Annotated in this window: 14 protein-coding genes; 12 read left to right on the top strand and 2 right to left on the bottom strand. The window is 40.0% G+C overall.

Annotated elements, in window-relative coordinates; all coding sequences use genetic code 11:
- The first annotated feature begins 59 nt into the window (after window positions 1-59).
- The 10 genes from H6G86_RS00250 to hypB all read left to right on the top strand — a co-directional run bounded on the left by H6G86_RS00250 (window position 60) and on the right by hypB (window position 10019).
- A complete protein-coding gene (locus H6G86_RS00250; protein ID WP_179071784.1) occupies window positions 60-326 on the top strand; it encodes an asr0689 family protein in 267 nt (88 codons plus the stop codon).
- Between the two features lie 8 nt (window positions 327-334).
- Window positions 335-559: a hypothetical protein gene (locus H6G86_RS00245; protein WP_094327446.1), complete on the top strand. Its 225-nt coding sequence runs from the start codon at window positions 335-337 to the stop codon at window positions 557-559.
- A gap of 146 nt (window positions 560-705) precedes the next feature.
- On the top strand, window positions 706-1551 hold the full coding sequence (locus H6G86_RS00240; protein WP_190932618.1) for a NifU family protein: 846 nt from the start codon (window positions 706-708) through the stop codon (window positions 1549-1551).
- A gap of 801 nt (window positions 1552-2352) precedes the next feature.
- The gene (locus tag H6G86_RS00235; RefSeq protein WP_190932617.1) at window positions 2353-3579 is read left to right on the top strand and encodes an NHL repeat-containing protein; all 1227 of its coding nucleotides are present in this window, start codon (window positions 2353-2355) and stop codon (window positions 3577-3579) included.
- 92 nt (window positions 3580-3671) lie between these two features.
- Complete coding sequence (hypF, locus tag H6G86_RS00230) at window positions 3672-6020, top strand: carbamoyltransferase HypF (protein WP_190932616.1); 2349 nt, start codon at window positions 3672-3674, stop codon at window positions 6018-6020.
- An 81-nt stretch (window positions 6021-6101) separates the two neighbouring features.
- Window positions 6102-6362 (top strand): HypC/HybG/HupF family hydrogenase formation chaperone, encoded by a 261-nt coding sequence (locus H6G86_RS00225; protein WP_190932615.1) that lies wholly within the window; start codon window positions 6102-6104, stop codon window positions 6360-6362.
- A 155-nt stretch (window positions 6363-6517) separates the two neighbouring features.
- On the top strand, window positions 6518-7696 hold the full coding sequence (gene hypD / locus H6G86_RS00220) for a hydrogenase formation protein HypD (protein WP_190932614.1): 1179 nt from the start codon (window positions 6518-6520) through the stop codon (window positions 7694-7696).
- A gap of 45 nt (window positions 7697-7741) precedes the next feature.
- Complete coding sequence (hypE, locus tag H6G86_RS00215; protein ID WP_277883516.1) at window positions 7742-8845, top strand: hydrogenase expression/formation protein HypE; 1104 nt, start codon at window positions 7742-7744, stop codon at window positions 8843-8845.
- Window positions 8846-8865: 20 nt separating this feature from the next.
- Complete coding sequence (hypA, locus tag H6G86_RS00210) at window positions 8866-9207, top strand: hydrogenase maturation nickel metallochaperone HypA (RefSeq protein WP_179071776.1); 342 nt, start codon at window positions 8866-8868, stop codon at window positions 9205-9207.
- A complete protein-coding gene (gene hypB, locus H6G86_RS00205; protein WP_190932613.1) occupies window positions 9198-10019 on the top strand; it encodes a hydrogenase nickel incorporation protein HypB in 822 nt (273 codons plus the stop codon). The genes hypA and hypB overlap by 10 nt, the downstream gene beginning before the upstream one ends.
- Before the next feature lie 112 nt (window positions 10020-10131).
- On the opposite strand, the gene H6G86_RS00200 is transcribed toward hypB, so the two are convergent.
- Together H6G86_RS00200 and H6G86_RS00195 are read right to left on the bottom strand one after the other, a co-directional pair.
- Window positions 10132-13833, bottom strand: coding sequence for a PAS domain S-box protein (locus H6G86_RS00200; RefSeq protein WP_190932612.1), 3702 nt, complete (start codon window positions 13831-13833; stop codon window positions 10132-10134).
- 535 nt (window positions 13834-14368) lie between these two features.
- Window positions 14369-18025 (bottom strand): WD40 domain-containing protein, encoded by a 3657-nt coding sequence (locus H6G86_RS00195; RefSeq protein ID WP_190932611.1) that lies wholly within the window; start codon window positions 18023-18025, stop codon window positions 14369-14371.
- A gap of 308 nt (window positions 18026-18333) precedes the next feature.
- Between H6G86_RS00195 and H6G86_RS00190 the strand changes: the two genes are divergently transcribed.
- Complete coding sequence (locus H6G86_RS00190; protein WP_190932610.1) at window positions 18334-20184, top strand: adenylate/guanylate cyclase domain-containing protein; 1851 nt, start codon at window positions 18334-18336, stop codon at window positions 20182-20184.
- A gap of 441 nt (window positions 20185-20625) precedes the next feature.
- Entirely contained in the window at window positions 20626-22209 is a 1584-nt protein-coding gene (locus tag H6G86_RS00185) for an alpha-amylase family glycosyl hydrolase (RefSeq protein WP_190932609.1), read from the top strand.
- Window positions 22210-22382: the final 173 nt, after the last annotated feature.

The raw sequence follows: 22382 nt of genomic DNA, 5'->3' as shown, positions 1-22382 counted from the left end.
TTGGTTATGGATCTAAATCGACTCTTAACTCTTTACTTAAACAATCAGGAAAAAACAGCATGAGAGACATTTTAACAACACCAAATCTGATAAATTTTCTCACAAGTTTAGCAGATGGCGATCTTAACATAGCAACAGAATTGGTGTGGCTAATTATAGCAACAGCCTTGGCTATGGTTGGCGGTGCAATTGGTGGAATGCTATTAGCTGGTAAAGATATAGGATATCAACTTTCAGCAATGCTTGGTGCATTATTTGCCCCTGCGGGTGTAATTCCTGCCATCTTCTTAGGGCTTGTTGCTTTAAATTTCTTGACAAATTATTAGGAGAAAATATGTTAGAGCTAGGATGGTTATCTGCCAAGTTATTTTTTAAAGGAAAGCTAATACGCAATCCAATATTTTTTGTCAAGCAAACTACTATTGGTATTGCCGTAGGTTTTTTACTGTTAGTGTTACTTGCACAAGCCCCCATTCCCTTTTACTTACCAATCATATTATCTAGCTTAGTGACAGGCATGATTATGCCGTTTCTCTTCAAGGATTTTAAAACGAAGTGATGCCAATTCTCTAAGATCCAGTAACATATTCCAACTCCGAAAACCAAACAATATCTGACTTTCTTAATTACGAATTGGTATGAATTGTCATTGATAAACAACCAATGCCCTATGCTCCATGCCCAATGCCCAATGACAAGTGAGAAATGACAAATCTTGAAGAATTAATTCAGGAAATTAATCGTTTTGAGGCGATTATATCCGAGTGGGATGAAAGCCAACGGTGTGTAGCAGTAGGTCTAAAAAGAGCAATTGAAGCTTTACATAAAGCTGCATTGACTAACTTGATTAAAAGCCTAAAACAAGAATCAATGCCAGCTTTGCGCCATGCTGTTGCAGATGAATTAGTATATGCAGTGCTACTGTATCACGAGTTAGTCAAACCACCAAAACCTCCACTCTCACAACGCATTCAGGCAGCCCTTGAAGAAGTTCGCCCAGGTTTAAAAAGCCATGATGGTGATGTAGAATTAGTGGCAATTAAGTCCCCAGATACAGTAGAAGTCAAATTAATCGGAACTTGCAGCAGCTGTCTAGCTTCTACTTTGACTTTATCTCAGGGAGTAGAACAGGCAATAAAAAACCATTGTCCTGAAATTACTAAAGTTGTTGCAGTCAATAATAGCTCTGCTGTTAAGAACGCTAATTCTAGTTTAATTAGTCCATTCTCTGCAAAAATAACTTGTACTTGGATGAAAGTAGCGACCCTTGATGAAGTTCCTGAATTTAGTGTAGTCGCAGTACAACTTGCTGGTACTTCACTAATTTTACATCGTCAAGGTGTTACAGTTAAATGTTACCGTAATGCTTGTACCCATCTAGGATCTCCCTTAGAAAAGGGTAAAGTTGAAAATGGTATTATTACCTGTCCTGCCCACGGATTCCAGTACAAATTAGAGACAGGTAAATGCTTAACCGTGCCTGATGTCTCGCTTCAGTCGTATCCAGTCAAGGTTAAAGAAGATAAGGTTTTTGTGAAACTACAAAAATAATCATGCGAAGCTAAGATTTCAGCAAATATACTTGGCAATTAGTCAATCACGGCTAATTTGCTTTTTCGTTTCAGTAGTTCGCACATTCATTTTAGTGTTTTATGCAAGCAAAATGCCTAAATGCTTTCTCAATATCCCTAAATTCATTCTCATTTGTGTAATTTAGGTATTGATTTTAGTGTTTTGAGAAAGTAAAAAGGCATATTACTTTCTCAAAAGGTCATTTTACTTATTCAAACCCCAGTTTGCTTATTCATTTTAGTGTTTTCCGCAAGCAAAATGAGCTTTTACTTATTCAAACTCCAGTTTGCTTACTCATTTTGGTGTTTTCCGCAAGCAAAAGGTTATTTGACTTACTCATTTTAGTGTTTTCCGCAAGTAAAATAAGCTTTTACTTTCTCAAACCCCAGTTTGCTTTCTCATTTCAGTAAATCGCGCACTCATGCCAAAGATTCGCTATGTAGCAAAAATTACTAACAGGTTATTTAAAAAGTATTTTGCTGTGACTTTAGGCATTTTTAGATCCCCCCTAACCCCCCTTAAAAAAGGGGGAATCGGAATCAAAGTCCCCCTTTTTAAGGGGGATTTAGGGGGATCTAAAACTATTTAATACCGAGAATAGGACTTTTTAAACATCCCCTAAAGGCTATCTTGATTTTTTTAGCTTGATTAATACAGAAACAGAAGTTGATTAGAGATTTTAAGTAAACTTGAAAAAAGTATAATGCAAAACCGTTACTGTTGTTACATGCTAATCAAGATTAATGTTTTTAAATAATTATCAGCGTCTATCTGCGGTTCATGGATATCCCAATCATAATTAATCCCATATCACAATTACCGCTAGAAGCAACAGAAATTTCTCAAGATTTACCTCTATCACCTCAAGGTGCGGAGGTAATTTTAGGTAACATTATTGAACCCGAACAATTAGTTATACCTGTAGCGCCCAATGCCACAACAATGTTTGGCCCTCGTGGTGCTTGTTTGTTCTCAGAAACTGGCCCATTATGGGTATCAGATACCGGACATCATCGATTATTAGGATGGCAAAATTTACCCACGAGAGATAGTCAACCGGCTGATTGGGTAATTGGACAGCCTGACTTTTATCATGAAGGACAAAATGCTAAAACTACACCGGGAAAGGCAACCTTAAGTGTACCAACAGGCATTTGTGCTTGCGGCGAAGGGTTAGCTGTCGCCGATGCTTGGAATCATCGGGTTTTGATTTGGAAAAACTTACCAGAAGATAATAATGTTCCAGCAGATTTGGTGTTAGGGCAAGTTAATTTTACTGATAATGAACCAAATCGAGGTAATCAACAAGCATCTGCTAGTACAATGCACTGGCCTTATGGTGTTTTCTATCATCAAGGACGGCTATTTATTGCTGATACTGGTAATCGCAGACTATTAATTTGGCATCAGTTACCAACAGAAAATGGTCAACCTGCTGATTTAGTTTTAGGACAACCGGATATGATATCTCGCAATGAAAACGGTGGTGATTCTCCAACCGCAGCGAGTATGCGTTGGTGTCACGACATCGCTTTTTGGGGAGAAAATTTGGTTGTCAGCGATGCAGGCAATCACCGAGTGATGATTTGGCAGGGAATGCCAACAGAAAATAATGCTTCTTGTGCTGTGATTTTAGGGCAAAAAAGCTTTGATTTTGTGGAAATGAATCAAGGAGTTTATTTACCTAGCGCTAGTAGTTTAAGTATGCCTTATGGTGTGGCGGTGGCTGGCGATTGGTTAGTAGTTGCAGATACGGCTAATTCTCGTTTGTTAGGATGGAGAAAGCCAGAATCAATTTTATCACTGCAAGGTGTAATGGCAGATGGGTTGGCAGGACAAATAAATTTTCAAAGTAAAGGTGAAAATCGTAATTTCGGATTGCCTAAACGAGATAGTTTAAATTGGTGTTACGGGATAAAAATTTGTGGCAATAGGTTGGTAATAGCTGATTCTGGAAATAACCGGATTTTGCTGTGGCAGTTTAATTATGGGATTTCTAAGAAATAAATTAGCTAAATAAACGAACCACAGAGACACAGAGAACACAGAGGAATGAGGAGAAGAGAGTTTTTTGGGTATTTTTTTATTTGGAAGTCTCTATGCCGATTGAAGAAATTAGAGTTCGCGGTACTGTTCAGGGAGTAGGATTTCGTCCTACTGTATATCGTCTTGCTAAAGCCTGCGGTTTGTATGGAGATGTTTGTAATGATGGGCAAGGTGTATTAATTCGGATATCTGGTAGTGAGGAAACAATAAACAAATTTGTTGTCAGATTGCAAACAGAATGTCCACCATTAGCAAAAATTAATCAGCTAACTAGAATTCCTTACGAAGGTGAATTTAACTTTAATAATTTTGTGATTTCTAGTAGCGTCAATAATGCCATTAAAACAGAAATTGTCCCTGATGCAGCTACTTGTCCACAGTGTCAACAAGAAATATTTGACCCCTTTAGCCGCTTTTTTCGCTACCCCTTTACTAACTGCACTCATTGCGGCCCTCGCCTGAGTATTATTCGTGCGATTCCTTATGACAGATGCAATACCAGTATGTCTGCGTTTGTTATATGTCCTGAATGTGCAAAGGAATACCACGATGTTGAAAACCGCCGTTTTCACGCCCAACCTGTAGCTTGTCATGTTTGTGGCCCCACAGCTTGGTTAGAACGCGCCGATGGTAAATCGGTTACTGCTTCCATGTTCTCCATGCTAGATGATGTTGATGCCGTTTGTACCTTGTTGCAAAAGGGTGAGATTGTCGCAATTAAAGGTTTAAGTGGTATTCATTTAGCTTGCGATGCAACTCAGGAAACCGTTGTCCAAAAACTGCGTCAGCGCAAAAGGCGCTATCACAAACCATTTGCTTTAATGGCACGAGATATTGAAATAATTGAACAATATTGTACTGTCAATGCTAAAGAAAAAGAATTATTGACAAGTTCTGCTGCACCAATTGTTTTACTACAAGCGACAGGTAAAAAACTTGTAGCACCATCGGTAGCATCTGGGCAAAATACCCTTGGCTTCATGCTACCTTATACACCCTTACATCATTTAATTCTGCGGCGGATGAATCGCCCAATTATTTTAACAAGTGGTAATCTTGCCGATGAACCACAATGTATTAATAATGACGAAGCAAGAGAAAAATTAGGGACAATCGCTGATTATTTTCTTTTTCACAATCGAGAGATTATTAATCGGGTAGATGATTCTGTTGTGCGTGTTATTGGCGATAAAGTTCAAATAATTCGCCGTGCCAGAGGATATGCACCAGCATCGATTAGCTTACCACCGGGATTTGGCAATGTACCGCAAATTTTAGCAATGGGTAGTGAGTTAAAAAATACTTTTTGCTTATTGCGTGAAGGGGAAGCGATTCTATCTCAACATCTGGGAGATTTAGAAAATGCTGGGGCTTTCAATGCTTACCAAGAGACTTTAAACTTATACTTGAATTTATTTGAACATACACCAGAAGTAATCGCCATTGATAAACATCCTGAATATCTTTCCAGCAAACTTGGTAAAGAACTAGCAGATACAAATCAAATTCCAATTCATCAAATCCAACATCATCACGCCCACATTGCTGCTTGTATGGCAGAAAATGGGATTCCTTTAAATTCACCTCCAGTATTAGGTATTGCTTTAGATGGTTTAGGTTACGGTGATGATGGTAAACTCTGGGGCGGAGAATTTATTTTAGCGGATTATCGGGAATTTCAGCGACTAGCAACATTTAAACCAGTTCCAATGATTGGTGCTGAACAAGCAATTTATCAGCCTTGGCGTAATACCTACGCCCAATTAATAGCTGCTAACCTTTGGGATGATTGCCAACAACAGTATGCTGATTTAGAAATCGTAAAATTGCTGAATAAAAAACCACTAAAGCTACTAAATCAACTTATAGAAAAAAAAATTAATTCTCCTCCAGCTTCTTCAGTAGGGCGATTGTTCGATGCAGTAGCGGCAGCTATCGGTATTTGCCCTGAAGAATGTAGTTATGAAGGACAAGCTGCGATCGCAATGGAAGCTATAGTAGATGTTAGTAGCTTAAATAATGATAAAGAAACGCTAATATATCCTTTTAGTTTTAGCTTTTCAGATAGTATTTACTGTATAGACTCACGCCCAATGTGGCAAGCCTTACTCTATAACTTGCGACAGCAGATTCCCCAACCAGTTATAGCTGCCAAATTTCACAAAGGTTTAGCTAATGCGATTGTGGAAATGGTTAAGCATCTTTGTGAAGAAAATCTTATTCATCAGGTAGCTTTAACAGGAGGAGTCTTTCAAAATTGTATATTGTTACAGCAAGTTAGCAAACGATTAGAAACATTGGGGATAAAAGTACTAACTCATAGCTTAGTTCCGGCTAATGACGGCGGATTATCTTTAGGACAAGCAGTGATTGCAGCCGCAAAATTAACACATAAGTATTGATATTTGACAACCCTTTTCTGACAAATAATTCTCTCTGTGTTCTCCGCGCCTCTGCGGTTAGTTTATCTTCAAAATAAAAAAATGTGTTTAGGAATCCCCGGACAAATTATAGAAATTACCAACGTTAACCATAAACTAGCCCTAGTTAACATTGGTGGTGTGAAGCGCGAAGTAAATATTGCTTGCATCGTAGATGAACAACATCCTCCCGATGCTTGTATTGGCGATTGGGTGCTAGTACATGTTGGCTTTGCTATGAATCGAATTAACGAACAAGAAGCAGCAGAAACATTACAACTATTCCAAGAATTAGCAGCAGCACAAGCAGGAATTAATACTTAAATAATATTTTCCTCACGCAGAAAAATAGTTTCAAACATCTTTCTTCCTCTCTCTCTTCCTTCGCGCCCTTCGCGTCCTTCGCGGTTCGTTAAAAAAATTCCCTACCACAAAAGCGAAATTAACAGATAAATAAAACTCACTAATCCTCACTTCCTATGAAATATGTTGACGAATTCCGCGAACCGGAAAAAGCAGAAGCCATACGCCGCGAAATTACCAAATTAAGCCACCAGCTAGAAAAACCTATCAAAATCATGGAAGTATGCGGCGGACATACCCACTCCATATTTAAATACGGTATCGAAGAAATATTACCCCAAACCATCGAACTAATTCATGGCCCTGGTTGTCCAGTATGCGTTATGCCAAAAGGGAGATTAGATGATGCGATCGCAATCTCTCAAAATCATAACGTCATTTTTGCCACCTTTGGCGACGCAATGCGAGTTCCCGGTTCCAAAACCACTTTACTGCAAGCCAGGGCACAAAGTGCAGACATCCGTATGGTGTACTCTCCCTTAGATAGCCTGCAAATTGCCAGAGATAACCCCGACAAAGAAGTAGTTTTCTTCGCATTAGGCTTTGAAACCACAGCCCCCAGCACCGCCTTCACCATCCTGCAAGCAGCAGCCGAAAAAATTCCTAACTTTAGTATGTTTAGCAATCACGTTCTCGTGATTCCCGCCCTTAAAGCACTATTAGATAATCCCGACTTGCAACTAGATGGATTTGTTGGGCCTGGTCATGTCAGCATGGTAATTGGCAGTGACCCATACCAATTCATTTCCCAACAATATAATAAGCCAATTGTTGTTTCAGGATTTGAACCCTTAGATATTCTCCAATCAATTTGGATGCTGTTACAGCAGCTAATAGAAAATCGTTGTGAAGTCGAAAATCAATATAACCGAATTGTCCAAAAATCTGGAAACACAGTAGCACTACAAGCCATAAACAAAGTTTTCGCCGTGCGAGATAGTTTTGATTGGCGCGGCTTAGGTGACATCCCTTATTCAGGATTACAAATTAAACCTGAATATGCCCAATTCGATGCCGAACTTAAATTTACCATTCCAAATCTCAAAGTAGCCGACCATAAAGCTTGTAAATGTGGAGAAATTCTCAAAGGAGTCTTAAAGCCTTGGGAATGCAAAGTATTCGGTACAGCTTGCACACCAGAAACACCAATTGGTGCTTGCATGGTATCTTCCGAAGGTGCTTGTGCAGCCTATTACAAATACGGGCGACTCTCCACCATCGCCAAAAGAACAATCACCCAAAAACCAAAAATAACTCAAGAACCTCTCCCCGCCTGCGGCTTTTCTTTAGACTAAGACATTCTTTAAATACTCTGCGTTAAAAAAATCCTCAATTTTAATATGAATATTTCTCCCACCAACTCAGCACAAAATTCCTTGTTTCAAAAAATGGAACAAGTCCGCCGTCGCCAAGGTAAAGTGCGAGATACTCATATAACTCTCGCACATGGTAGCGGCGGTAAAGCCATGCGCGATTTAATAGATGATATCTTTATCAGCAATTTTGATAACCCAATACTTTCCCAATTAGAAGACCAAGCTAGCTTTAATTTAGCCAGTCTCATGCAACAAGGAGACAGACTCGCATTTACAACAGATTCTTATGTTGTAGACCCGTTATTTTTTCCTGGTAGTGATATAGGAGAATTAGCCGTAAACGGTACAGTTAATGATTTAGCTGTCAGTGGTGCTAAACCTTTATACCTAACTTGCAGCGTAATTTTAGAAGAAGGATTACCTGTAGAAACCTTACGCCGTGTTGCAACCAGCATGAAAGCAGCCGCAGAAAAAGCGGGTATTCAAATTGTCACTGGTGACACAAAAGTTGTACATCGTGGTGCAGCCGATAAACTCTTTATTAATACTGCTGGTATTGGTATTATCCCACGAGGAGTTAACATTTCCGCCCACAATATTAAACCTGGAGATGCCGTAATAATTAATGGTGAAATAGGCAATCATGGGACAGCAATTTTAATTGCCCGTGGCGAGTTAGCCTTAGAGACTAATATTGAAAGTGATTGTCAGCCGTTGCATAGTTTAGTAGAAACTATTCTCCATGTATGTCCACAAGTTCATGCTATGCGAGATGCTACACGCGGTGGTTTAGCCACAGTATTAAATGAATTTGCCCTCAGTTCCGATGTGGGGATTCGTCTTTTTGAAGAATCTATTCCTGTGCGTGAAGAAGTCAATGGAGTTTGCGAAATTCTCGGTTTAGACCCATTGTATTTAGCTAATGAAGGTAAGTTAGTTGTAGTGGTTCCAAAAGAGAATGCTGACAACGTTTTATCAGCTATGAAATCTCACCCAGCAGGGAAAGATGCTTGTATTATTGGCGAAGTTCTTTCTTCACCCCCAGGTATAGTTTTGTTAAAAACAGTTTTTGGTGCTGAAAGAATTGTTGATATGTTAGTAGGCGACCAATTGCCACGAATTTGTTAATCTTTAATAGATTTTATAGTATGCACGAATTTGGAATTACCCAAAATATTGTGGCAATTGTGACTGAACATGCCAAAGGCGCAAAAGTACAGAGAGTTTTATTAGAAATTGGCAAACTTTCAGCCATTATGCCCGATGCTATCCGATTTTGTTTTGATATTTGCACTCAAGGCACAGTTTTAGAAGGGGCGACATTAGAAATTTTGGAAATCCCAGGCTTAGGGCGATGTCGCCAATGCGGTGCAGAAATTTATTTAGATAAACCATTTGGTATCTGTAACTGCGGTAGTGTGCAATTAGATTTAATTACTGGTGAAGAACTTAAAATTAAAGAAATAGAAATCGAGGAATTATGTGTGTAACCTGCGGTTGTTCTGATGATAGCGAAATAAAAATCACAAATTTAGAAACAGATAAAACTGAACATAATCATACTCACACTTTACCAGATGGAACTATCATCACTCATTCTCACAGTCATGACACTCATATAGAAGCACCTCAAATTCATGCCAAAATACACAACACAACGATATCTTTAGAACAGGATATATTAGCAAAGAATAACCTACTAGCTGCCCAAAATCGGGGATGGTTTAAAGGTCGAAATATTCTCGCTTTAAATTTAATGAGTTCTCCCGGTGCTGGGAAAACAACTCTTTTAACGCGAACCATCAATGATTTAAAACATCAATTATCTATTAGTGTCATTGAAGGCGATCAAGAAACTGCTAATGATGCCAAAAAAATTAAAGAAACTGGTTCTAAAGTCATTCAAATCAACACCGGAACAGGCTGTCATTTAGATGCATCAATGATAGATAGGGGTTTACAACAACTGAATCCGCCACTAAATTCAGTTGTGATGATTGAAAATGTCGGAAATTTGGTTTGTCCAGCCTTATTTGATTTAGGAGAACAGGCAAAAGTCGTGATTCTCTCAGTTACAGAGGGAGAAGATAAGCCGATAAAATACCCGCATATATTCCGTGCTAGTAATGTAATGATTCTCACCAAAATTGATTTGCTACCTTATGTGCAATTTGATGTTCAAAAGTGCATATCTTATGCTGGAGAAGTGAATCCCCAAATTCAGATTTTTCAGGTTTCTGCAACTACTGGTGTAGGATTAGATAATTGGTATAAATGGGTAACTGAAAAGGTAGTAAATTAATTAACTTGATTATCATGTTTAACTATTAGCGATCGCACCATGACTGCTGGAAAAAGCGGAATTAGTGGCAGCGTAAATCGAAATTCAGTGGTCAAAATTGAGTGTAATTTGCCTATGATTGAGGCTCCCCAGGATGCCCAATTACAGTAGATAAAGTAGTCAATAAATCTGTTGCTGTATAAGGCTTAGAAAGAAACTTCTCAGCACCAACGGCAATAGCCTTTTGCTCGTTAGCGGGTAAACCACTGGTGGCAATAATCTTAATATTGGGGTTGAACGTTCGCAGGATGGAGATAGCTGTTAATCCGTCCATATTGGGCATAGACATATCTAGCAAAACTGCACTAATTCGTTCCTTATACTGGGCATACAAAGCGATCGCCTCAATGCCATCGTTAGCTACAAGGGTTTTGTAGTTATAATCTTCTAAAGTTTCCTGATTGGTTTGTTTTACAAAGTCTTCATCATCAACAACTAAAATCAATTCGCCATTACCTCCAGGTAATCCTGCCTTTGTTATTGTCTCGGTTGCTTTGCCTTCTCCTCTGGGCAAAAACACCTGAAATCGTGTCCCTTTACCTACCTGAGTTGATACTTCCACAAAACCACCGTGGTTTTTGACGATACCTAAAACTGTTGACAGTCCTAGCCCTGTACCTTTACCAACTTCTTTAGTTGTAAAAAAGGGATCAAATATGCGCTCTAAGAATTCTGGAGGGATTCCCGTCCCTGTATCTGAGACGGTGACAACGATGTAGCCTCCGGCTTTCGCGTCCAGGTGCATTCGGGCGTTTGTTTCGTCAATCATCAAGTTTTCGGCATTAATTGTGAGCATACCGTCATTGGGCATAGCATCACGGGCATTGACTGCCAAGTTCATAAATACCTGTTCTAGTTGGGTGGGATCGGCTTGCACCATCCATAATGTGTTTATGGGAATGTCATTAACAATTTCGATGAATTTAGGAAATGTCTGTTTGATGACTTTGATCAATTCTTGGAGCAAATGCTCAGGTTGCAACAAGATGCGCTTCCCTTCTGTACCACGGGAAAAGGCAAGAATTTGTTTAACTAAGTTAGCTCCACGCTGCGAGCTGTTTTCTAGTGTTTTGAACAGTTCTTGAGTCCGCGCATCCAGATTTTTGCATCTCAAAGGCAGCAATTGGGCAATCATGATTATGGGAGCAAAGACGTTGTTGAGGTCGTGAGCAATGCCACTGGCTAGAATTCCTACACTCTCCAAGCGTTGAGCGCGGTAAAATTTTTGCTCTAGTTGTTTTTTCTCAGTGATGTCGGTGTTGACTGATAAGATAGATTGGCTTTGTCCGAATTGATTGTGTACCAGTGTCCACCGACTAGCAACGATAATTTTTCTCCCAGTTTTGGTGGTTTTTTCTAACTCCCCTTGCCAAGAACCTTGTTCGAGAGTGGTTTTTAAAGCTGCTGCTAGTTGAGACAAGGATTCTACCTGGAAAAGTTCATGGGCTAATTTCCCCATGCTTTCCTCTGCTGTCCAACCGTATAAGTTTTCAGCACCTGGACTCCAGAACAGAATGCGGTTTTCTAAATCGCGGACAAAAATGGCATCGGTAGCAATATCAATTAAAGCTGCTTGTTCGGCAATTTTCTGTTCGGCCAGCTTGCGATCGGTAATATTGCGGCTGACGGCTGCCAGACCAATTAGCTGGTCGTTGGTGTCTTTGACGCAAGAAACGCTGTAAACCATCCATAATGCTTCTCCCGTCTGGAAATGACGGAAACGAATTTCTACTTCCGCCCGTCCCTCACGCAAAACACGCGGGAAAAATTCATTGATGATAAAGTCCTGATCTTCGGGAAAGAAAAATTCCCTGACTGGCGTTTCGCTATATTCGTGAGTGTCATTTAGCCCGACTAGTTGCATACCCGCCGGGTTTACATAGAATGGCACAAAACTCATATCACACATACCGATAAATTCCGTGCTGTTATCGGCCAGAGAAACAAATTTACGGATTTCAAGTTCCGATTGTTTGCGCTCAGTAATATCTACATTCACCCCAATCATCTGGAGTGGCTCATTGGTGGTGTCATCATACAATACTTGACCCTTGCATACTGACCAACCAACTGTGCCATCTGGGTAAATAAACCGGAATTCGAGATTATGGGGTACTTGCTGGTCAATTGCTCGCAAAACTGATTGATGCAGCAATTCACGGTCTTCAGGGTGGACAATGAGATTTAAAAAATTTTCATAGCTGACATCAAAGGTATCAGGAGTTAGACCAAATAAAGTAAACAAACTCTCAGACCAGATAACCTGATTGGTTTTCAGATTCCATTCCCAAGTGCCAATTTTACCAACACTAAGTGCCAATTGTAACCGTTGCTCGCTTTCTCTGAGGGTTTCCTCAGCTTGTTTATGATCGTGTAGCGCGGCTTGGCGATCGCTCACATCCCGCAGTATTGAAAGATGACGATGTGGTATAAAATTGGCAACCGCCGCAAATTCAGTTTCTCGCACTGTGCCATCAGGACAATATAAGCTAAACTCACCAAACATTTGTCCTTGTTCGTAGAACTGTTGCCAAGCTTGGGTAAAATCAAATTCGGGGGCTGCAAAATCCGCGATTGTGGAACCTAACAGTTCTTCCTTAGATACACCAAACAGCTTACAGGCTGCTGGATTGACCTCTATATAGCGCCCCTCGTCATCGGTAATAGCGATCGCATCAAGAGCATGATCAAAAAGAGCTTTCCACTGATGTTCACGTTGCTGGAGTGCTATTTCAGTCTGTTTGCGCTCCTCAATTTCCCGTATCGAACGTACATTTGCTTGTACTAGTTCAGCTGTACGCTCCGCCACCCGTAACTCTAATTCTTGTTGAGCTTGGCGGCGTTGTTTAACTTCCTGTTCTAACTGCTGGTTGCATTGCCTAAGTTTAACTGTTTGTTCCTCAACTTTTGCTTGCAAAACTTGAATTACCCTGTCTATTTCTAGGGGATCAAGCACTTGCAGGAGATTAGTTTGTGTCACCAGTCCTTGTAGTTCGCTTTGTTCTCCAACTACGGTTAATCGCCGCACCTTTCGCTCTTGCATCAACTGGTGAACAGTCCATAAAGATTCAGTGGGAGTGATGCTTAATACAGGCGTACTCATCACATCTTGCGCCTGGGTTTGGGCTATATCTAGTCCTTGTAAATGGAATTTAATAATATCTTTTTCAGTGATCATCCCTACCGGGATCAATTCCTCCTTCTGTTGGGCGACAATTACCACACAACTGATCTGGCGATCGCTCATGATTTGAGACAATTCCAGCACAGATGTAGTCGGGAGAGCATGAATAACTTCAGTTACCATTACTTCCGTCACACATCGCAATTTCAACAGGTGAACTGGTTGGATAACCTGACGAATTCTGTCTTGGGTAATTAAGCCTACCAATTGTCCAAGATCATCTACTACAGGTAGATGGCGAATACAATGTTGACGCATGAAAGATAAAGCTGTGAGGGCATTTTGAGCCTGAGCCAACCCCAGGCTGATGACTGGTTGTGTCATCACCTCTGAGATTTTGACACTGGATAAATCTTTGCCTATCCCAGTCAGTCGGATTACATCCCGTAGAGTTAATATACCTATTAAGTTTGTTTCTTCAACTACTAAAACACAACTACTAAAATCAAAATTAGACTCTACTATACTGCTGTTTACTCTATTCATTAGAGCAATAACATCAATAAGTGGGGTATCAGGTAATACAGTTAAAGGAGAACGTTCAACTATCTGCTCTAAAGTAGGTAAGTCCACAGGAGAAAGTGATCGCATTAGTTTAGTCTGTTGGTTAAAGCAATTAAAGAATTGATTTCAAAAATCAGCGGATGACAAAATAAGCTTAAAATTTATCAATCTTCAAGCCATTTTGACAAATTTTAGCTTTCTGGTTTAATCAAAGTTATAATTTTAAATTTTTGCTAAGGAACCCCACACGAATAAATTACCTTTTTTAATCGCTGAACCCCTACTAATCAAGGTTAATTTTTTTCAAAAGGGAAGTTATTTCACGACTCCTAATGTATTTAAATGGTTTTTTGTAATTTGATAACTTTCTTATAGAAATGTATCAGATTGATTATATAACCTAACTTGTTAATTACAAAAGTGCCTATATAAGTTAAAAGCAAAGATAAAAGCTCTGAAGTTAAGCATAAAACCTTTGCTCGTGACTACATGAATTGATTTGGGTAATTTTTGAGTAAATTTCTTCCAAAAGTGGATGCTCCCGATCTGAATTGTCAGGACAAGCAAAACGGGGCAATTCATGAATTGCCCCGTTTTGACTATTGTTTGCGTAATTCCTGAATTAAATCTCGAAGGCACCTAACGTTTTGAGAACATCTTTTTGAGCTATCGTGATTCCTGTTACGCCTGTAATATTAGTTCCTTGATAAGGTCTGTCAGGATTCAGTATTTTCAAACACTTACCCGTTTGGGTATCCCAAATCTGAATAGTCCCGTTTTGGCTGCCGCTAGCGATCGCATAATGTTCTGTAGATTTGCCAAATGCGATCGCCGATCGCATTGCATGAGGCAGGACAGGCAACACTTTCAGACAAACCCCTGTATGTCTATCCCAAATTCTCACTGTTTGATCTAAGCTACTACTTGCCAAAATATCACCTTCTGGACTAAAGGCAACTGACCAAACACTATTACTGTGTCCCTGAAATATATTCAGACATTCACCTGTATCAACTGACCACAGGCGAACTGTTTCATCTTCGCTAGCGCTACTGAGGATTTGCCCATCTGGACTAAAAGCGATCGCCTGGACTCTACTCGTGTGTCCTTCTAAGACTTGAAGACATTCACCTGTGGAAATAGACCACAGGCGAATGGTTTGGTCTTCACTACTGCTAGCAAGTATTTCACCATTGGGGCTAAAGGTAACATACCAAATCCAACTGGAATGACCTTGCAAGATATTGAGGCATTTTCCTGTATTGATAGACCATAAGCGAATGGTTCGGTCGTCACTGCCGCTTGCTAAGATTTGTTTATCAGGACTAAAGGCAACTGATTGCACCCAATTTACATGACCTGTCAAAATTTGCAGACATTGCCCAGTGCTAACTGACCATAAGCGAACGGTGCGATCGGCGCTGCTACTGGCTAGCAAATGTCCATCTGGGTGAAACGCTACGGAAGTTACCCAGCCACTATGTCCGGTGAATTTTTTTAAGCAAGTGCCTGTAGTGACATCCCATAGTCTCACGGCTTGGTCTGTGCTGCCACTGACAATTTGACCATCTAGATTAAAAGCAACTGAAAATACCGAATTACTATAGCCTTTTAAGGTTTTAAAGCATCTACCTGTGCTGACATCCCATAGTTTTACAGTTTGGTCTGTGCTACCAGTGGCAATGGTTTGACCATCTACGTTAAAAGCAACTGAAAATATAGAATTGGTGTGTCCTGGTAAAATATTTAGGCATTGCCCTGTACTAGTTTCCCAAATTCTGACTGTTTTATCGTCGCTGGCGCTGACCAGCATTTGGGCATTGGGACTAAAGGCTACTGACCGAATGCGATCGCTATGTTCTTGTAATATATTGAAGCACTTTCCAGTACTAACTTCCCAAAGTCGAATCGTGAAATCGGCGCTACCACTGGCTAGGGTTTGCCCATCTGGACTCCATGATACTGACCAGATGCGATCGCTATGTCCTTCTAAAATGCGATCGCATTCTCCACTAATTTTCCAAAGTCGAATCGTGAAATCGGCACTGCCACTTGCTAGAGTTTGACCATCTGGACTAAAGGAAACCGAGAGAATTCGATCGGTATGACCCGACAAAATTTTATAACAGTCCCCAGTGTTGACATTCCATAATCTTATTGTTGGTTCATCGCCTCCACTCGCAAGCATTTGACCATCAGCACTAAAGGCAACTGACCAAATTGAACTTGTGTGTCCTGACAATGTTCTTAGACACTTACCAGTGTTGACATCCCACAGGCGAATCGTTTTATCACTACTGCAACTCGCTAATAATTGCCCATCTGGACTAAAAGCAAGCGACCAAACCCAACCCAGATGTCCGGCAAAATTCATAACCAGTTGCCCAGTTGCAACCTGCCACAAACGAAGCTCACCTTCTGCATCTCCTGTAGCTAATAATGTTCCATCTGGACTAAAAGCAATACCAGCAAACACCATACCAAAGGTTTCAGCAAAAACACACTGACTCAAATCAGAGGATTCAAAATTAACATTATGCAAATTTACATCCTGTAAATAGGCTTGCCAAATTGTTAAATTTGAAAAATTATAGTTAGTTAAAGTTGATTGCAATTGACAAAGTAAATTTAAAATATTACCACCTGCATACCCAGTTTTAAGTGAAGATGTACCTCGTAACTTAGTTAAGCATTGAGTCAGCAGGTTCTCAATGACAAGTTCTTCGCTTGCTTCTATGAATAAGCGATCGAGTAGTAAGCGTTCTAGAATCGGCTTGAGAATGAAACGAACTTGCGTTTCTCGCACATAATCTTTTGCTTGAGCTTTGAGTAATGCATGAGTTTTGAACAGCAAATTTTTTTGAGCGGCATTCGCTTCTAAACCTGCTAGAAGTTCTTGACAAACTTGAGCAACCAGTTTCTCGGTAGCATATTCCATTACCACAGGCTGAAGTGAAAACTGGGTCTGATGTTTTTCAATCAGTGTCGCCTTGGTCTTCTCAATTAAAGAACGTTGCTCTAGTGATTCTAAAATATCAATTAATTCTTGGGGCGATCTACGTGGAAAAATATCCGATCGCAGTTCTGAAAAAGAAGCAGGATCGCGATATATAGCAAGCCAATAAAGAACCGTTTTTTCGGATTCAGAAAGCCGTTCAAATTGCTGCTCAATGAGATTGCGAATATTTCCAAAAACAAAAGCTTGCTGGTTGAGAAAATCAGAAATACTGCCATCAAACAAGTTTTGAATCGTAGTTGCAATAATTTTTAATGCTAAGGGATTTCCGGCATAACCTTCAACTAGCCGATCCCATTCTTCTGTTGAGCCTTGGAAATTACCCTTTAAATGCAAAAGTTCTTGTGCTTCTACTTTTTTCAATCCACCCAATTGAAAAGCCCGGACTGGTAAGCTTGCTCCTTCTAGAAGGCGAGCTTCTGGAGGCTGATCTCGGCTGGTTAACACTAAGCAGCTTTGATGGCGAATTTCTCCAATTTGTCTAAATATTTCGCCATAAGCTTCATAGCCTTCGATGTAGGATGATTTAGATTTATCGTTATGTTGTAAGATGGTCTCAATATTATCAAAAATTACCAGACAAGGCTGCGATCGCAAATAATGCAATAGACGCGAAATTTTGCCCTCAACGGTTTCTGGATAATCAATTTTTTGCTGATTAGATAATAATTTTAATAACTCGGTTAATATCTCTTGTACTGGTGGTGCATTTCGCAAACTCCGCCAAATTACCCATTTAAAATCACTCTGTAATTGTTGCGCCAGCTTGATAGAGAGAGAAGTCTTTCCCATTCCGCCCATTCCTGACACAGCCACCAGGCGACACTGGTCAACCAAAATCCACTGTTGTAACTGAGCTAGTTCTGCTTGTCTTCCGTAGAAAAAATCAACATCGATTGCATCTCCCCAATCTTGATAGCAAGTCTGCGCTTCTGCAACTAGCTGATTCTCAGTAAATTTTACTAGCGTTTTTTCTTCAATATCTTGATTTAATTGTGCTGTTGCCCGCTCGATTGCTCTTCTGAAACTTGTTTTATTAACTTTTTCTCCTAACACTTCTGAAAGGAGTTTCCAAAGCTTGGGGCCAACATCATGTTTTAAGTAAGTTGGAGAATAGCCATAAATGTCGGCAATGCGATCGTAACTTTGACGTTCCAAAGACCAAGACTCACGCAACATGGCTTGTTGGAGATCGCTTAAATGAACTCTTGACTTGGCAAAAACAAGAGCGTCTGTAAATGCGAGTGCTTGATCAATATCCATTGCTGCAATTGACAAAAGTTAAATGCACTTTAAATTTTATAATTAGAATGGCATAATTCATTTATCAGATAATAGCAAAAACAATATGCAATATTTTACAAATTCTTTACACAAGGCTTTGCCGTTGAGCAATAAACCAAGACGTTAACAAATTCTGGGGTTTAAGTTCCTGGGTTTGTCATCAGCAAGTTTTGTAAATATTGTCTTTCTCACCGTTGCAAAACTTAATTACGGGTTAAAAATTACGAATTATTTTAATATTCTCTAGACTCTGCAAAAATTTTAACTAGTAAAAAACAGTTTTTCGAATGATTCAGTTATTAATTAATCGAATTTGGCAATCGCTTTTACGTTTACTGTTACAGAGAATTACTCTTGTACTCACGCTGATGTTATGTGCAGCGATCGCGATCGCAATTTCTAATATGTCTGCGCTTTCATCGAGCTTGATTGAAGCTCAAGCAGTGCAAAATGCTGCCTTGAATATCCAATCATTAACTCAAGCTTTTGACCTCTACAGCGCCGCCGCCGCAGATCGAGCTAAACTCGTGCCTGGAATTACCGTCACCCACGCTTACCTCAATACCAAAGGCGCAATCCCCCTACCCTCAACTTTTGCGATCGAACTCGGTGAGCAAATTAGTGAAAAAAATGCCGAAATGTCTGTAAGACTATATAGTAACTATCCATATCCTTGGCGCACGAAAGGGGGAGCCAAAGACGAATTTGAGCGCGATGCACTCAACTTCTTGAAAGAAAACCCTCGTCAAAAATTCTATCGCCTTGAGAAGAAAAATGGAAACACTACCTTGCGCTATGCACAAGCTAGCCTGATGAAAGCAAGTTGTGTAACTTGTCATAACACAGATGCTACTAGTCCAAAGAAAAACTGGGAAGTAGGAGATGTTGCTGGAGCTTGGGGGATTTCTCAATCTCTCGATAATTTAGTAACCAAGACCAATCAAAGTCTCCAAGGAACCTTCGCCATGTTAGGCGGTATGTCAGTCTTAGGACTTTCAGGATTGACACTTGTTGTTGGGAAACTCCGAGAAAACAGCAAAAATTTAGAGCATCGGGTTAAAGAACGAACTACAGATTTAGCAGAAGCCAACACTGAATTAGAAAAAAGAAACCAATTAATTCGCCAAGTTTTCGGACGATATTTGAGTGATACGGTTGTTGCTAACTTGTTAGAAAGTCCGGAAGGATTAAAACTTGGTGGTGAACGCCGCAAAATTACTATCCTCACCTCTGACTTAAGAGGCTTCACCGCTCTCTCAGAACGCTTTCCACCAGAAGAGGTAATTCACATTCTCAACCTCTATTTAGAATACATGGCAGATGTGATTAATCATTACCAAGGCACAATTGATGAGTTTATGGGAGATGGTATTCTGGTTTTATTTGGTGCCCCGATTGCAAAAGAAGATGATGCCCTCAGAGCCGTTACCTGTGCCTGTGCCATGCAGTTAGCAATGGGTAGCGTTAATGAAAAGATGAAAACCCTCGGCTGGCCACCATTAGAAATGGGGATTGGTATAAATACAGGTGAAGTTATAGTCGGTAATATTGGTTCCGAAAAACGTACTAAATATGGAATTGTCGGTAGTCAAGTAAATCTCACTTATCGAATTGAATCATATACTAGTGGCGGTCAAATTCTCATTTCTGAGCAGACTTTCAAAGAAGTCGGATCAAGCATCAAAATTATCGGGCAAAAGCAAGTTCAGCCAAAAGGTGTAAGCCAGACAATTACTATTTACGAAGTATATGGTGTGGGTGGAAGATACAATCTTTATTTACCCAAAGAAGAAGAATTATTTTTACCTGTTCCTCAAGAGATTCCGCTTTTGTACACTATTTTGAATGAAAAGCAAATGGGTAATCCGATCTTTTACGGTCGTTTAGTCAAACTATCAGCAAAAGGAGCTGAATTAGAAGTAGATATTCCCAATGAAGTACCACCGAAGCTCACTAATCTTAAAATCAATCTTTTTATCTCTAAAAACTCAACACAAGTCAGTGAAGATATCTATGCCAAAGTCTTAGAAAAACCGACAACAAGAGGAAAATTTTATATTAATTTTACGTCTGTTCCTCCATCACTCATGGCTCAGTTTGATAACCTTTATCAGATAATTGCTCAAAAACCTAATTAATAATTTTAATTCTCTAGCAGTCTTAGAGGATGTTTTAAAAGTGGTTGGCTGTGATTTTAATAGAATGATTACCCCCCTTAATCCCCCCGTATAAAGGGGGGAAACAGGAAATCTAGTTCCCTCCCCTTTATAAGGGGAGGGTTAGGGTGGGGTAAAAATATTTGATAGATCAATCATGACTTTTAAAACATCCTCTTAAACTATTTGTGAAAACTCTATTTATTATCTCTCTATATTTTTTGTGTTCCTCCACACTTTTTTGCGGTCAGGTGTTCGCGTAGCGTCTCGTAGAGAAGCACATCTACGTTTAAACTAAAATCTATCATCGAAAAATAAAGTCGCTAATTTACAAAATCCCCCCGCAGGTTAATGAAAATTTAAAGTATGTTTTCTAACATCTAAAATGCATACTTCCATTTTCCTATCTGTGTGTAAATCCTCATGGCTAAAGTTGAAGAATTGACACCCCAGCAACTCTCCGAAACAGACCTAAAACCACGAGGGAGAGTTTATCCGAGTCCTATCAGTTGGCGCGACCAGTTTTTGTACCAATTGGTATTAGATAGATTCAGTGACGATAATGAAAATCAAAGAGAGCTTTTTGACCACACCAATCTTGCAAAATTCCAGGTTAAGGATAAAGCCAACTGGATGGCAGCAGGGACAACATTTGTTGGTGGTACTCTTAAAGGAATTAAAAGTAAATTAGACTACTTGCAACGATTGGGAATAACAACGCTGTGGATTAATCCACCTTGGCGGCAACGTTCTGAGTTAGAAGTTTACCATAGCGATCGCATTCAAGAATTTTTAGATGTTGACCCCCACTTTGGCACCCGTCAAGATTTAAGAGATTTAATTGATGCTGCCCACGATCGCAGGATGTATGTCATCCTAGATGTAATTTACAGCCAGAGTGCTGATAACTGGTTTAACAGAAATGACGTAATTGCAGCTCTAGCCAGAGTTTATCAATATTGGATTGCTCTTTCTGACTGCGATGGCTTGCGGATAGATAGCCTCAAGCACGTTTCTCCAGAAGATTCCCGCAAATTCTGCACAGCTGTCCGTGAATACGCCGAATCTATCGGTAAAGACAACTTTTTACTGACTGGGGAAATAACCTCCGGTAGTATGGCTGGTGCTTACATAGACATTATTGCTCGCAACCTTAGTGCTGTATTAGACATTGCACAGACCCCTAATGAATTGGCTGCATTCGCCAAAGGGTTAGTACACCCCAAGCAATTTTTCGATTTGTATAGCGAAAACAATCTCGCTGGAGAATACCGCCAAATTGGGATATATCATGTCTCCATCTTGGATGACTATGAGATGTCATCCCGCACTAATAAGCAGCGATTTGCCGCATACAGTAATGTACCTAATCTCTATGAGCAAGTTGCTCATGCTGTTGGTGTGCAATTAACCATGCCAGGAATCCCTGCTATTTATTATGGAACAGAGCAGGCTTTTGATGGAAATGAAGGTTATCACGATTACAGCATAGAGGGTGGAAGGTTTGCGGAAGATAGATATATCAAAGAAGCAATGTTTGGCGGTGCTTTTGGCGCATTTCAAACAGCAGACTGTCATTTCTTCGATATCGACCATCCTACCTATTTGCGGATAGCTGCGATCGCGCGGATTCGCAACAGTCACGATAAAATTGGTAAAGCCTTGCGCCGTGGACATCACTACCTACGCGAAACATCCTTTTATAACTCTCCCTTCTCCATTCCCGGACAAGGCGAATTAGTTGCTTGGTCACAGACTTTATTTGACACAGAAGTGTTGATGGTACTAAATACCAACGGCTTAGAGAATCGCGGTGCAGAAGTCACAGTAGATACTTATATACATCCCCAAGACTCGACCATGACCTTTTTATACAAAAGCGATTGGAGCGATTCATATTTACGCCACCCACCCCGCGACCAAACTGTAGCCGTACAACATCATAACGACCGTCGCGCAACTGTGCGAATTGATTTGCCTCCTTCGGGAATGGTGATTTTAGCGTAAGCAAACATTAGCTTTTGGGCAAAGCTTTGAGATAAAAAACCTGGTTTAAATTTATAACCTTTTACTAGAAGCTTTGCCCCTGAAATTACTAAATATCTATGTTCTAATTTTTATAAGAAGAATTCAGAACTCAGGAGTCAGAATGGGCTAAACGCCCCGCTACCGCTAACAGA

The sequence above is a fragment of the Nostoc sp. FACHB-133 genome (assembly GCF_014698055.1).
Classification (GTDB): Bacteria; Cyanobacteriota; Cyanobacteriia; order Cyanobacteriales; family Nostocaceae; genus Nostoc.
Note: the sequence above shows the minus strand (reverse complement) of the source record. Positions and strands in the feature narration are given on the sequence as shown.